Consider the following 12,621-nt stretch of genomic DNA (forward strand, 5'->3'; position numbering starts at 1 on the left):
ACGCGGGTGGCGCGTGAGGTGGGCACCGAGGGCAAGCTCGGTGGTCAGGCGCAGGTGAAGGGCGTCTCCGGCACCTGGCGGGACCTGACCGACAACGTGAACTCGATGGGGTCGAACCTGACCAGTCAGGTCCGCAACATCGCGTCGGTGACCACGGCGGTGGCGCGGGGCGACCTGGGTCAGAAGATCACGGTGGACGCTCAGGGCGAGATCCTGGAGCTGAAGAACACCGTGAACACGATGGTGGACCAGCTCTCGTCGTTCGCCGACGAGGTGACGCGGGTGGCGCGTGAGGTGGGCACCGAGGGCAAGCTCGGTGGTCAGGCGCAGGTGAAGGGCGTTTCCGGCACCTGGCGCGACCTCACCGAGAACGTCAACCAGCTCGCCTCGACGCTGACCACGCAGTTGCGCGCCATCGCGCAGGTCTCCACGTCGGTGACCCGGGGCGACCTGACGCAGCGGATCAACGTGAAGGCGCAGGGCGAGGTCGCCGAGCTGAAGGACAACATCAACCAGATGATCGTCACCCTCCGGGAGACGACCAAGAAGAACGCCGAGCAGGGCTGGCTCGACTCCAACCTGGCCCGCATCGGTGGCCTGCTCCAGGGTCAGCGGGACCTGGGCGAGGTCTGCCGCATGATCATGATGGAGGTGACTCCGCTGGTCGACGCGCAGCTCGGCGCGTTCTTCCTGGCGGACAGCTCCGAGGGCAGCATGCGGCTGCGGCTCACCGCCTCCTACGGCTACGTGGCCCGGGGCCACGACGTCACGTTCGGCCCCGGCGAGGGGCTGGTCGGGCAGGCCGCGCTGTCCCGCCGGACGATCCGGGTCAAGGCGCAGCCGGGCGGCCGGCTGGTGGTCCGCTCCGGGCTGGCCGACACGCCCCCGGCCGACCTGGTGGTGCTGCCGGTGCTGTTCGAGGGGGAGCTGCTCGGCGTGATCGAGTTCGCCGGCGTGACCACCTTCTCCGAGCTGCACCTGTCGTTCCTGGAGCGGCTGGTGCTGACCATCGGCGTCGCGGTCAACACCATCCAGGCCAACCGGCGTACGGAGGAGCTGCTGGCGCAGTCGCAGCGGCTGGCGCACGAGATGCAGGACCAGTCGGCGGAGTTGCAGCGCACCAACGCCGAGCTGGAGGACAAGGCGAAGCTGCTGTCGGAGCAGAAGGCCAACATCGAGACGCAGAACCGGGAGATCGAGCTGGCCCGGCTCGGCCTGGAGGAGAAGGCGCAGCAGCTCACCCGCGCGTCGGCGTACAAGTCGGAGTTCCTGGCCAACATGAGCCACGAGCTGCGGACGCCGCTGAACTCGCTGCTGCTGCTGGCGCGGCTGCTGGCGGAGAACCCGGAGCGGAACCTCAGCGCGAAGCAGATCGAGTTCGCCCGGACCATCCACGGCGCCGGGTCGGACCTGCTGTCGCTGATCGACGACATCCTCGACCTCTCCAAGATCGAGGCGGGCCGGATGGACGTGGAGCCGGCCGAGATCCAGTTTGCCGAGATCCGCGGCTACGTCGAGCAGGCGTTCGCGCCGCAGGCCGAGGAGAAGGGGCTCGACTTCCAGGTCCGGGTCAGCCGGGAACTGCCGCCGGCCCTGGTCACCGACGCCCAGCGGTTGCAGCAGATCCTGCGCAACCTGCTGTCGAACGCGGTGAAGTTCACCGACAACGGCGCGGTGACGCTGCGCATCGGGCCGGCCGCCGAGAACGCGGTCTTCGACGTGCCGGCGCTGACCAACGCCCAGCGGGTCATCGCGTTCACCGTGATCGACACCGGGATCGGCGTCTCCGACGACAAGCTCTCGCTGATCTTCGAGGCGTTCCAGCAGGCCGACGGCACCACCAGCCGGCGCTACGGCGGCACCGGGCTCGGCCTGTCGATCAGCCGGGACCTGGCCCGCCTGCTCGGTGGCACGATCACCGTGTCGTCAGCGCCCGGGCAGGGGTCGACGTTCACGCTCTTCGTACCGGATGTGCTGGCGCCGGACGCGGTGGTGGCGCCCGCGCCGCCGTCGCCGAGCCGCGCGGGCCTGCCGTCGTCGCTGCTCATGCCGATGGAGCTGCCGCAGCCGCAGGAGACGCCGGCGACCCGCCGGCTGGACGGCGTGACCGTCCTGATCATCGACGACGACGTCCGGAACGTGTTCGCGCTGACCTCCGCGTTGGAACTGCACGGGATGACCGTGTTGTACTCGGACAACGGGGTGGACGGGGTGCGCCAGCTCGCCGAGCATCCGGAGGTGGACATCGTGCTGATGGACGCGATGATGCCGGATCAGGACGGCTACGAGACGACCGCGCAGATCCGCCGCAACCACCGGTTCGCGGACCTGCCGGTCGTGTTCCTGACCGCGAAGGCGATGCCCGGCGACCGGGAGTCGGCGCTCGCGGCCGGCGGCAGCGACTACATCACCAAGCCGGTGGACCTGGACGAGCTGATCGGGCTGATGGCGTCCTGGATCGGCCGCAGCAGAGGCGAGGAGAACGCGTGACGCAGACGGCCAAGGCGCTGCTGGTGGACGACCGGCGGGAGAACCTGATGGCGTTGGAGGCCATCCTCCAGGGGCTCCCGGTGCAGTCGGTCGCGGTGGAGAGCGGTGAGGCCGCGCTCAAGCAGTTGCTGGTGGACGACTTCGCGGTGATCCTGCTCGACGCCCAGATGCCGGACATGGACGGCTTCGAGACCGCCACGCACATCAAGCGGCGGGAGCGCACCCGGCACGTACCGATCATCTTCCTCACCGCGGCGGACAAGGACGCCCAGCTCGCGCTGCGCGGCTACGCGGTCGGTGCGGTCGACTACCTGACCAAGCCGTTCGATCCGTGGGTGCTGCGGGCCAAGGTGACCGTCTTCGTCGAGCTGTGGGTGAAGACCCGGCAGCTCGCCGCCCAGTCGGACCTGGTGCGGGAGCGGGACCTCCAGTGGCGGCGCCTCGTCGAGGCGGTGGACGCCGCGACCGCGCTGTTGCGCGCCGACGACGACCCGGCGGCCCGGGAGCGGGCGACCGACCTGCTGGAGCAGGCACGCTGGGGCAACACCCGCTGAGCGGTCAGCCGCCGGCCGGGCCGCCGTGCCCGGTCGCGGCACGCCGGGCCCGCCACCGGTCGCCGAGCGACTCCACCTCTTCCTGTACGAAGAGGAAGAAGTCCCGCATCTCGGCGACCCGTTCCCCGGCCGGGGTGCTCCGCCCGCGCAACGCGTCGACGCCACCCCCGGCGATGTCGATGAAGTTCTTGTAGAGGTTGGTCTTGGTGATGGTCGCCTCGTACCAGGGGTTGTCCGGCATCCGGTAGCGGTCGCGCCGGGAGCCCTTGACCGGTTCGCGGACCAGCATGGCGAACTGGGTGAGGTAGCGGACCGCGCCGCTCACGGCCGCCGCGCTGACGCCCAGCCGGTCGGCGATCTCGGCGGCGGTCAGCGGGTCGTCGGCGCTCATCACGGTGAACAGGACCCGGGCGGCCATCCGGGGGAAGCCCACGTCGGCGAAGGCCATCGCCATCCGCTCGACGAAGAGGTGGACCTCTTCCTCGTCGTGATGGGACAGCTCGGTCATGGTCGGCTCCTCGACACTCACGCTGTGACCCTACAGTCTTCACAAGTTTCTGAAACGAGCGTAGCTTCCGAAGTATGGAAAACACCATTGAGGTGTCCGGCCTGGTGAAGACGTTCGGCCGGACCCGGGCGCTCGACGGACTCGACCTGAGCGTCCGCACCGGCGAGGTGCACGGCTTCCTCGGCCCCAACGGCTCCGGCAAGTCGACCACCATCCGGGTGCTGCTCGGTCTGCTGCGGGCGGACGCGGGAGCCGTCCGACTGCTCGGCGGCGACCCCTGGCGGGACGCGGTGGCGCTGCACCGCCGCCTCGCGTACGTGCCCGGCGACGTCACGCTCTGGCCCAACCTCAGCGGCGGCGAGGTGATCGACCTGCTCGGCCGGATGCGCGGCGGGCTCGATCCGAGGCGCCGCGCCGAGCTGCTGGAGTCGTTCGAGCTGGACCCGCGCAAGAAGGGCCGGACCTACTCCAAGGGCAACCGGCAGAAGGTCGGCCTGGTGGCCGCGCTCGCCTCCGACGTCGAGCTGCTCATTCTCGACGAGCCGACCTCCGGGCTCGACCCGCTGATGGAGGAGGTGTTCCAGCACTGGGTCCGCCGGGCCCGCCACGACGGCCGCACCGTGCTGCTCTCCAGCCACATCCTGGCCGAGGTGGAGGCGCTCTGCGACCGGGTCACCATCATCCGGGCCGGCCGCGCGGTGGAGTCCGGCACGCTCGGCGACCTGCGCCACCTGCACCGCACCGCGATCGACGCCGAGGTCACCGCCCCGCTCGACGGGCTGGCCGACCTGCCCGGCGTGCACGACCTGCGGGTGGACGGGCACCGGGTGCGCTTCGACGTGGACGCCGCCGCGCTGGACGCCGCGCTGCGCCGCCTCACCGAGCTGGGCGTCCGCAGCCTGGTCAGCACGCCGCCGACACTTGAGGAGCTGTTCCTGCGGCACTACGAGGGGGCCGGCCTGTGAGCACATTCACCGGGACCCGTCACCTGGCCCGGCTGATCCTGCGCCGGGACCGCGTCCTGCTGCCGCTCTGGGTGCTGGTCCTCGCCGTGCTGCCGATGTCGTACGCGACCAGCTTCTTCGAGCTGTTCCCCACCGCCGCCGAGCGGGCCGCGTACACCGAGGGGACCGCCCGCAACCCGTCCATCGTCGCGCTGCTCGGCCCGGTCTACGGCGACAGCGTCGGCGCGCTGACCGCCCAGCGCAGCGGGTTCCTGCTGGTGATCGTGGCGCTGGCCAGCCTGCTCACGGTGATCCGGCACACCCGTACCGAGGAGGAGGCCGGCCGGCGGGAGCTGCTCGGCGGCAGCGTGCTCGGCCGGTACGCCGGGCTGACCGCCGCGCTGCTCGTCACGTACGCCGCCGACCTGCTGCTCGGGCTGCTCACCGCCGCCGGGCTCGCCTCGACCGGGCTGCCGGCGGCCGGCTCCTGGGCGTACGGCCTGGCCGCGGCGTCGACCGGGATGGTCTTCGCCACGCTCGGCGGGCTGGCCGCGCAGCTCACCGAGACGGCCGGCGGGGCGCGGGGCATCGGCCTCGCCGGCCTCGGCGCCGCGTTCGGGCTGCGCCTGGTCGGGGACACCGCCGGTAACGACTGGCCGAGCTGGCTGTCGCCGCTGGGCTGGGCGGCCCGGGTCCGGGCGTACGAGGGGGACCGGTGGTGGGTGCTGCTGCTGCCGCTGGCCGCCACGGTGCTGCTGGCCGCGCTCGCGTACCCGGTCTCGGTCCGCCGCGACCTCGGCGCGGGCCTGCTGCCGCCGCGCCTCGGGCCGGCCACCGCCGACGGGGCGCTGTCCGGCCCGTTCGGCCTGGCCTGGCGGCTGCACCGGGGGCAGCTCCTCTGGTGGTCGGTCGGGTTCGGCCTGCTCGGGCTGATCCTGGGCGGCGCCGCCGAGGCGGCCGGCCGCTCGGTGGAGGGGAACCCGCGGCTGGAGGAGATCATGGCCCGGATCGGCGGGGCGTCCGGGCTGGCGGACGCCTACCTGGGCGCCACGCTCAGCCTGGCCGGGCTGGCCGCCGCCGGGTACGGCATCCAGGCGGCGCTGCGGATGCGCGCGGAGGAGTCCGCCGGGCGCGCCGAACCGGTGCTCGCCACCGGCACACGCCGCTCGACGTGGCTGCTCTCGCACGTGGCGTTCGCGCTGCTCGGCCCGGTGGTGGTGCTCGCGGTGGCCGGCCTGGCCACCGGCCTCACGTACGGGTTCAGTGTGGGCGACGTGCCCCGGCAGGTGGGCCGGATGGTCGGCGCCGGGCTGGCCCAGGCGCCGGCCGCCTGGGTGCTGGCCGGGCTGGCCGTGCTGCTGCACGGGCTGCTGCCCCGGTTCGCGTCGGCCGCGTGGGCGGTGCTGGCGCTCTGCGTGCTGCTCGGTCAGCTCGGCGCGGTGCTGAACCTGAACCAGTGGCTGCTGGACCTGTCCCCGTTCACGCACACCCCCCAGGTGCTGCGCGCCACCTGGACCCCCACCCCGCTGTTCCTGCTGACCGCCCTGGCCGTAACCCTGACCCTGACCGGCCTGCAAACCTTCCGCCGCCGCGACCTCCCCATCACCTGAGTCGGGTCAGCGGATCATCAGGGCACTGCGGAGGCCGGTGATGTCGAGGACGCGGAGCAGGAAGTCGCCGACGTTGCTCAGCATCAGCACGCACTGCGAATGGCTGGCCTTGCGGCTGAGCACCACGAGCGTGCCGAGGCCCTGTGAGTCGCAGAAGGTGACGCCGCCCAGGTCGAGCACGATGCGCGGCGGCGGATCCGCCAGCACCTCGTTGACCACCGTGGAGAGCTGGGCGGCCGTGAGCATGTCGATCTCACCGGCCAGGCGAAGCACGGCTTCGTCACCCGTCCGGTGCACGGTGATGGACAGTTCGGCACGATCCACCCGGTCAGCCTATCGCGATCCCCACCAACGGGCCCGTCGAGCGCCTCCCGCCCCACCCGCCCCGCCTCCGGGCGCACGGCACCGGGGGGGTGAGGCGGGTAACGCCCGGGGCGGGGTGCTGGTCGGGGAGGGGTTGGGCGCTGACACAATGGGGGCATCGTGACCGAGACCTTTTCCGCCGGATCCGGCCGTTACCCGGCCGACGCTCCGGCCTCCGAGGCCCTGTTCGACCGCGCCAAGGCCCTCGTGCCCGGCGGGGTCAACTCCCCTGTGCGTGCGTTCCGTGCGGTCGGCGGCACCCCACGCTTCATGGTCCGGGGGGAGGGGCCCTGGCTGTTCGATGCCGACGGGCGGCGCTACGTCGACCTGGTCTGCTCCTGGGGTCCGCTGATCCTCGGCCATGCCCACCCCGCCGTGGTGGAGGCGCTGCGCGAGGCCGCCACGCTGGGCACCAGCTTCGGCACCCCGACCCCGGGCGAGGTGGACCTCGCCGAGGAGATCGTCGCGCGGACCCCGGTCGAGCAGGTGCGCCTGGTCAACTCCGGCACCGAGGCGACCATGTCGGCGATCCGGCTGGCCCGGGGCTTCACCGGTCGCGCCAAGATCATCAAGTTCGCCGGCTGCTACCACGGCCACTCCGACGCGCTGCTCGCCGCCGCCGGCTCCGGCGTCGCCACGTTCGGGCTGCCCGACTCGCCCGGCGTGACCGGCGCGGCGGCCGGCGACACCATCGTGCTGCCCTACAACGACCTGGGGGCGGTCGAGGCCGCCTTCGCCGCCGAGGGGCCAAACATCGCGGCGGTCATCACCGAGGCGGCGGCCGGCAACATGGGCGTGATCGCGCCCCGTGACGGCTTCAACGCCGCGCTGGCCCGGATCGCCCACGCGTACGGCGCGCTGCTCATCGTCGACGAGGTGATGACCGGGTTCCGGGTCTCCCGCGCCGGCTGGCACGGCCTCGACGCCTCCGACGCCGACCTGTGGACGTACGGGAAGGTCATGGGTGGCGGCCTGCCCGCGGCGGCGTTCGGCGGGCGCGCGGAGATCATGGCGAAGCTGGCCCCGGCCGGCCCGGTCTACCAGGCCGGCACGCTGTCGGGGAACCCGCTGGCCTGCGCGGCCGGCCTGGCCACGCTGCGGCTCGCCGACGACGCGCTCTACCGGCGCCTCGACGAGACGTCCGCCGCGCTGGGCAAGCTCGCCACCGAGGCGCTCTCCGAGGCCGGCGTGCCGCACCGCCTCTCCACCGCCGGCAACATGTTCTCGATCTTCTTCACCGACGCCGACGTGCGCGACTACGACAGCGCCCGCACCCAGCAGGTGTCGGCGTTCAAGGCGTTCTTCCACGCGATGCTCGCCGGTGGCGTCTACCTTCCGCCGAGCGCGTTCGAGTCGTGGTTCGTCTCGGCGGCGATCGACGACGCCGCGTGGGACCAGATCGCCGCCGCCCTGCCGGTGGCGGCGGCAGCGGCGGCAGCGGCGGCAGCGGCGGGACACGGGGGGTAACCGATGGCGGAGACTGTGGTGCACGTGCTGCGGCACGGCGAGGTGTACAACCCGGACGGCATCCTCTACGGCCGGCTGCCCGGTTTCCGCCTCTCCGAGCTGGGCGTGCAGATGGCCAAGGCGGCGGCCCAGGCGCTCGCCGAGCGGACCGTGGTGCACGTGGTGGCCAGCCCGCTGGAACGCGCCCAGCAGACCGCCGAGCCGATCGCGGCGCAGTTCGGTCTCTCCGTCGGCGTCGACGAGCGGTTGATCGAGAGCGCGAACTGGTTCGAGGGCAAGAAGGTCTCCCCGGGGGACGGCTCGTTCCGCGACCCGCGCAACTGGTGGGTGCTGCGCGACCCGGTCACCCCGTCCTGGGGCGAGGCGTACCAGGTGATCGCCGAGCGGATGTTCGCCGCGCTGCACGCCGCCCGCGTCGCCGCCGAGGGGCGCGAGGCGGTGCTCGTCTCGCACCAGCTCCCGATCTGGACGCTGCGCCGCTACGTCGAGCGCAAGCGGCTCTGGCACGACCCGCGCCGCCGGCAGTGCGGCCTGGCCAGCCTCACCTCGTTCCACTTCGACGGCGCCCGGATCGCCGGCATCGGCTACTCCGAGCCGGCGGCCCACCTGATCGCGATCTCGCCGACCGCCCGGACGGCCAAGGGGGCCTGATGCTCACCCGGAGGCTCGCCGCCGCCCTGCTCGCCGCCGTCACCGCCGGTACGGCGCTGGTCGGCTGCTCCTCCGGCAGCCAGGAGAGCCGGTGCGCGGCCGACGGGCTCACCGTGACCTGCGCCCCGGACCAGCGGTCCAAGACCCCGAAGGTGAGCGGTGAGCTGCTCACCGGCGGAAACTACGACGTCGCCCGCGACCGTGGGCAGGTCGTGGTGGTCAACTTCTGGGGCTCCTGGTGCGCGCCCTGCCGGGCCGAGGCGGACGACCTGGAGGCCACCTACCAGGCCACCAAGGGCGCCGGCGTGACGTTCCTCGGCATCAACGTGCAGGACAGCAAGGACAAGGCGATCGCGTTCGAGGAGGGCCGGGTCACCTACCCGAGCATCTTCGACCCGTCCAGCCGGCAGGCGCTCAACTTCGACATCCCGCCGAACAGCACCCCGGCGACCGTGGTGCTGGACCGGGACGGCCGCATCGCGGTGGTGATCCGCCGTGCGGTGACCCGGGACGAGCTGCGGCCGATCGTGGAGAAGGTCGCCGCCGAGCGGCCGGCGCCGAACGGCTCCCGCTGATGGGCGAGACGTTCCGCCAGCTCGCCGCGTCCGGCCCGCTGCTGCTCGCGGTGGGCGCGGCGGCGCTGGCCGGCCTGGTCAGCTTCCTCTCCCCGTGCGTGCTCCCCCTGATGCCCGGCTACCTGTCGTACGTGACCGGCCTCGCCGGCACCCACCTGGAGGGTGCAAGGAGGGGCCCCCGCTTAACGCCTCCGGTAGAGGAAGGGCCCCCTGTTAACAGCGGCGGCGGGGTCGCGGTGGCGGAACGGGCGCCGGTCCGGAGCACGGTCGCCGTCAAGGGGCGGGTGCTCGCCGGCACGCTGCTCTTCATCGCCGGCTTCACCGCCGTGTTCGTCTCCACCGCCATCCTCTTCTCCGGCGTCGGCAAGCTCTTCTTCCGGTACGAGCGCACGCTGGAGATCGTCATCGGCGCGCTGGTGGTGGTGCTCGGGCTCGGCTACCTCGGGGTGATCCCCGGCATGCAGCGCGAGTTCCGCATCCGCGCGCTGCCCGCCGCCGGCCTGCTCGGCGCGCCGGTGCTCGGCGCGGTCTTCGCGTTGAGCTGGCTGCCCTGCACCGGGCCGACGCTCGGCGCGGTGCTCGGCCTGGCGGCCACCGAGGGGAGCGCCGACCGGGCCGTGGTGCTCGCCGTGGCGTACTGCCTCGGGCTGGGGGTACCGTTCGTCGTCTTCGGGCTGGGCTTCCAACGCCTGCTCGGGGTGTTCCGCGCCGTCCGGCGCAACAGCCGGTGGGTCACCCGCGTCGGCGGGGCCCTGCTGATCGTGATCGGCCTGGCGCTGGTCACCGGCGGCTGGACGAACGTGGTGATCTGGTTGCAGACGCACGTGGGCGTGGGTGAGGTGAGCATCTGATGACGTCCGTGGACGACCGACCGGCCACCCCGCCGGCGGAGGCGCCCCGGCGGCGGGTCAACCCGGTGCTGGCCCTGCTGCGCAACTCGTGGCGGCAGCTCACCAGCATGCGTACCGCGCTGATCCTGCTGTTCCTGCTCGCGGTCGCCGCCATCCCCGGCTCGGTGCTGCCGCAGCGCGGGGTCAACCCGGAGAACGTCGACAAGTGGTTCGTCGACCACCCCGACCTGGCGCCCCGGCTCGACCAGATCGGCATGTTCGGCGTCTTCGGCTCGGTCTGGTTCTCCGCGATCTACGTGCTGCTGTTCACCTCGCTGATCGGCTGCATCCTGCCGCGTACCCGCGACCACGTCCGGGCGTTGCGGATGCGTCCGCCGGCCGCGCCGAAACGGCTGGAGCGGCTGCCGCAGCACGCGGTGCTGGAGGCCCCGGCCGCCGCCGACCCGGCGGCGATCGCGGCGGTGCTGCGCCGCCGCCGGTGGCGGGTCACCGTCCGTGGCAACGAGGTCTCCGCCGAGAAGGGCTACCTCAAGGAGACCGGCAACCTGCTGTTCCACACGTCGCTGATCGCCGTCCTGCTCGGGGTCGCGGTCGGTTCCTGGTACGGCTGGCACGGCAACCGCATCCTGGTCGCCGGCGCGGACAACGCGTTCTGCAACACCCGCCAGCAGTACGCCGAGGCGTCGCTCGGCCCGCGGGTGGACAGCGCCGACCTGCCGCCGTTCTGCCTCACGCTGGAGAAGTTCGAGGCCGACTACCTGGACTCCGGGCAGGCGTCCCGCTTCTGGGCCACGGTCAGCGTGGACTCGCCCGGTGACCCGCCCCGCACCGCCGGCTTCTCGGTCAACTCACCGCTGCGGCTCGACTCGGCGAACGTCTACTTGCTCGGCAACGGCTACGCGCCGGTGCTGAAGTACACCGACCGGTTTGGGACCAGCCAGACCAGCGACGACCCGTTCCTGCGCACCGGTGACCCGAACGCCACCGAGGAGGGCGTGGCGGTCTTCCCGGACGCGAACGTCGACCCGAAGACCGGCACCCGGGCCCCGGACCAGCAGGTCGCCTTCGACGGGCTCTACCTGCCCACCGCCGGGGACCGCGCGCCGTACGTGGCGTCGCAGTTCCCGGCCGAGCGGAACCCGGCGCTGAACCTGACCGCCTACCGGGGCAACCTCGGGCTGGACGCCGGCATCCCCGGCTCGGTCTACCAACTCGACAAGCGGCAGGTCGACAACGGCAAGCTGAAGCAGATCGGCACGAAGCTGCTGCGGCCGGGCGAGACGTGGACCCTGGACGACGGCAGCACGCTGGAGTTCGTCGGCACCCGGCCGTACGTGACGCTGGCGATCCGGCACGCGCCCGGCCAGACGCTGCTGCTGGTGGCCAGCGGCACGCTGCTGCTCGGGCTGATGGGCTCGCTGTTCGCCCGGCGGCGGCGGGTCTGGTTCCGGGTGTCGCCCCCCGACGGTGGATCTCCGACGGGCGGTAGTAGTTTGGTGGAGGCCGGTGGGCTGCCGCGCACCGAGCACCCAGGGTTCGCCGACGAGTTCGCGCAGCTCGTCGCCGCGGTCAGCGGCGGCGGGCCGGAGCAGCGGCGGGCGCGAGAAGGAGACGAGTGATGTCCGCACTCTCGGATCAGCTGGTCACGTTCGCGATCCTGGCGTACCTGATCGCGATGATCAGCCACGCCGTGGAGTTCGCGCTGGGCAACGCGCGGAAGGTGGCCGTGGCCGCCCCGGTCCGCGAGCTGGTCGGCGCGGGCGTCGGCAGCACCGGGGGGACCGTCGACGAGCCGGTCGCGCCGGTCGCGCCGCCGCGTCCCGACCGTTCGGCCGCGCGGGCCGCGCTCGCCGGGCGGATCGCCGCCTGGCTCACCACGCTCGCCGCCGCGCTGCACCTGGGCGCGGTGGTCACGCGGGGCATCGCCGCCGAGCGGATGCCCTGGGGCAACATGTACGAGTTCGTGCTGACGGTCACCTGGATCGGGGTGGCCGCGTGGCTCGTGGTGCTCTGGAAGCAGCCGTCGCTGCGCCGGCTCGGGCTGTTCCTGACGCTGGTGATGGTGCTGCTGCTGGCGTTCGCCGAGCTGAAGCTCTATGTCCAGGTCGTGCCGCTGATGCCGGCGCTCCAGTCGTACTGGTTCATCATCCACGTGTCGACGATCATCTTCGCCTCGGGCATCTTCCTGCTGGGCGTGGTGCCGGCCGCCGCGTACCTGATGCGGGCCGGTTGGGAGCAGGGGCGGCGCAGCTTCCCGTACACCCTGGCCCGCCGGCTGCCCGCGGCGGACGGGCTGGAGCGGCTGACCTTCACGACGCACGCCTTCGCGTTCCCGATCTTCACGTTCGCGGTCATCGCGGGCGCGATCTGGGCCGAGGCGGCCTGGGGTCGCGCCTGGGGCTGGGACCCGAAGGAGACCTGGGCGTTCATCTCGTGGGTGGTGTACGCCGGTTACCTGCACGCGCGGGCCACGCCGAGTGTGAAGCGCAACGTGGCCACCTGGATCGCCGTGGTGGGCTTCCTGACCATGCTGATGAACCTGTTCGGCGTCAACTTCTTCTTCACCGGCCTGCACTCGTACGCCGGGGTCAACTGACGCGGGGCCGCG

The 12,621-nt window shown here is 72.5% G+C and carries 12 protein-coding genes; 10 read left to right on the plus strand and 2 right to left on the minus strand.

The window, feature by feature from the left end:
• Both ACLQ2W_RS03590 and ACLQ2W_RS03595 read left to right on the plus strand, forming a co-directional pair.
• Window positions 1-2,490, plus strand: a 2,490-nt coding sequence (locus ACLQ2W_RS03590; protein ID WP_425785203.1) for an ATP-binding protein, incomplete at its 5' end; no start/stop codon positions are given.
• The gene (locus tag ACLQ2W_RS03595) at window positions 2,487-3,044 is read left to right on the plus strand and encodes a response regulator (RefSeq protein ID WP_425785204.1); all 558 of its coding nucleotides are present in this window, start codon (window positions 2,487-2,489) and stop codon (window positions 3,042-3,044) included. The genes ACLQ2W_RS03590 and ACLQ2W_RS03595, both read left to right, overlap by 4 nt.
• A gap of 4 nt (window positions 3,045-3,048) precedes the next feature.
• Here the strand turns inward: ACLQ2W_RS03595 and ACLQ2W_RS03600 are convergent, their stop codons facing one another.
• Complete coding sequence (locus ACLQ2W_RS03600; RefSeq protein ID WP_425785205.1) at window positions 3,049-3,573, minus strand: GbsR/MarR family transcriptional regulator; 525 nt, start codon at window positions 3,571-3,573, stop codon at window positions 3,049-3,051.
• Between the two features lie 53 nt (window positions 3,574-3,626).
• Here ACLQ2W_RS03600 and ACLQ2W_RS03605 point away from each other — a divergent pair, with 53 nt between their 5' ends.
• Entirely contained in the window at window positions 3,627-4,517 is an 891-nt protein-coding gene (locus ACLQ2W_RS03605; RefSeq protein ID WP_425785206.1) for an ATP-binding cassette domain-containing protein, read from the plus strand.
• Window positions 4,514-6,106 (plus strand): ABC transporter permease, encoded by a 1,593-nt coding sequence (locus ACLQ2W_RS03610; RefSeq protein WP_425785207.1) that lies wholly within the window; start codon window positions 4,514-4,516, stop codon window positions 6,104-6,106. The genes ACLQ2W_RS03605 and ACLQ2W_RS03610 overlap by 4 nt, the downstream gene beginning before the upstream one ends.
• 6 nt (window positions 6,107-6,112) lie before the next feature.
• Here the strand turns inward: ACLQ2W_RS03610 and ACLQ2W_RS03615 are convergent, their stop codons facing one another.
• Window positions 6,113-6,430, minus strand: a complete 318-nt coding sequence (locus ACLQ2W_RS03615; RefSeq protein WP_396772168.1) for an STAS domain-containing protein — start codon at window positions 6,428-6,430, stop codon at window positions 6,113-6,115.
• 159 nt (window positions 6,431-6,589) lie between these two features.
• On the opposite strand from ACLQ2W_RS03615, the gene hemL reads away from it, so the two are divergent.
• The 6 genes from hemL to ccsB are packed head-to-tail and all read left to right on the plus strand — an operon-like array spanning window position 6,590 to window position 12,609.
• On the plus strand, window positions 6,590-7,936 hold the full coding sequence (hemL, locus tag ACLQ2W_RS03620) for a glutamate-1-semialdehyde 2,1-aminomutase (RefSeq protein WP_425785208.1): 1,347 nt from the start codon (window positions 6,590-6,592) through the stop codon (window positions 7,934-7,936).
• Between the two features lie 3 nt (window positions 7,937-7,939).
• A complete protein-coding gene (locus ACLQ2W_RS03625) occupies window positions 7,940-8,587 on the plus strand; it encodes a histidine phosphatase family protein (protein WP_281943686.1) in 648 nt (215 codons plus the stop codon).
• A complete protein-coding gene (locus ACLQ2W_RS03630; RefSeq protein WP_281943684.1) occupies window positions 8,587-9,162 on the plus strand; it encodes a TlpA family protein disulfide reductase in 576 nt (191 codons plus the stop codon). The genes ACLQ2W_RS03625 and ACLQ2W_RS03630 overlap by 1 nt, the downstream gene beginning before the upstream one ends.
• On the plus strand, window positions 9,162-10,013 hold the full coding sequence (locus ACLQ2W_RS03635) for a cytochrome c biogenesis CcdA family protein (protein ID WP_425785209.1): 852 nt from the start codon (window positions 9,162-9,164) through the stop codon (window positions 10,011-10,013). Before ACLQ2W_RS03630 ends, ACLQ2W_RS03635 begins: the two co-directional genes overlap by 1 nt.
• Window positions 10,013-11,632: a cytochrome c biogenesis protein ResB gene (resB, locus tag ACLQ2W_RS03640; RefSeq protein ID WP_425785210.1), complete on the plus strand. Its 1,620-nt coding sequence runs from the start codon at window positions 10,013-10,015 to the stop codon at window positions 11,630-11,632. Before ACLQ2W_RS03635 ends, resB begins: the two co-directional genes overlap by 1 nt.
• On the plus strand, window positions 11,632-12,609 hold the full coding sequence (ccsB, locus tag ACLQ2W_RS03645; protein ID WP_425785211.1) for a c-type cytochrome biogenesis protein CcsB: 978 nt from the start codon (window positions 11,632-11,634) through the stop codon (window positions 12,607-12,609). The genes resB and ccsB overlap by 1 nt, the downstream gene beginning before the upstream one ends.
• Window positions 12,610-12,621 lie beyond the last annotated feature (12 nt).

Origin of the sequence: Micromonospora sp. DT227 (genome assembly GCF_049841835.1) — a bacterium.
Classification (GTDB): Bacteria; Actinomycetota; Actinomycetes; order Mycobacteriales; family Micromonosporaceae; genus Micromonospora.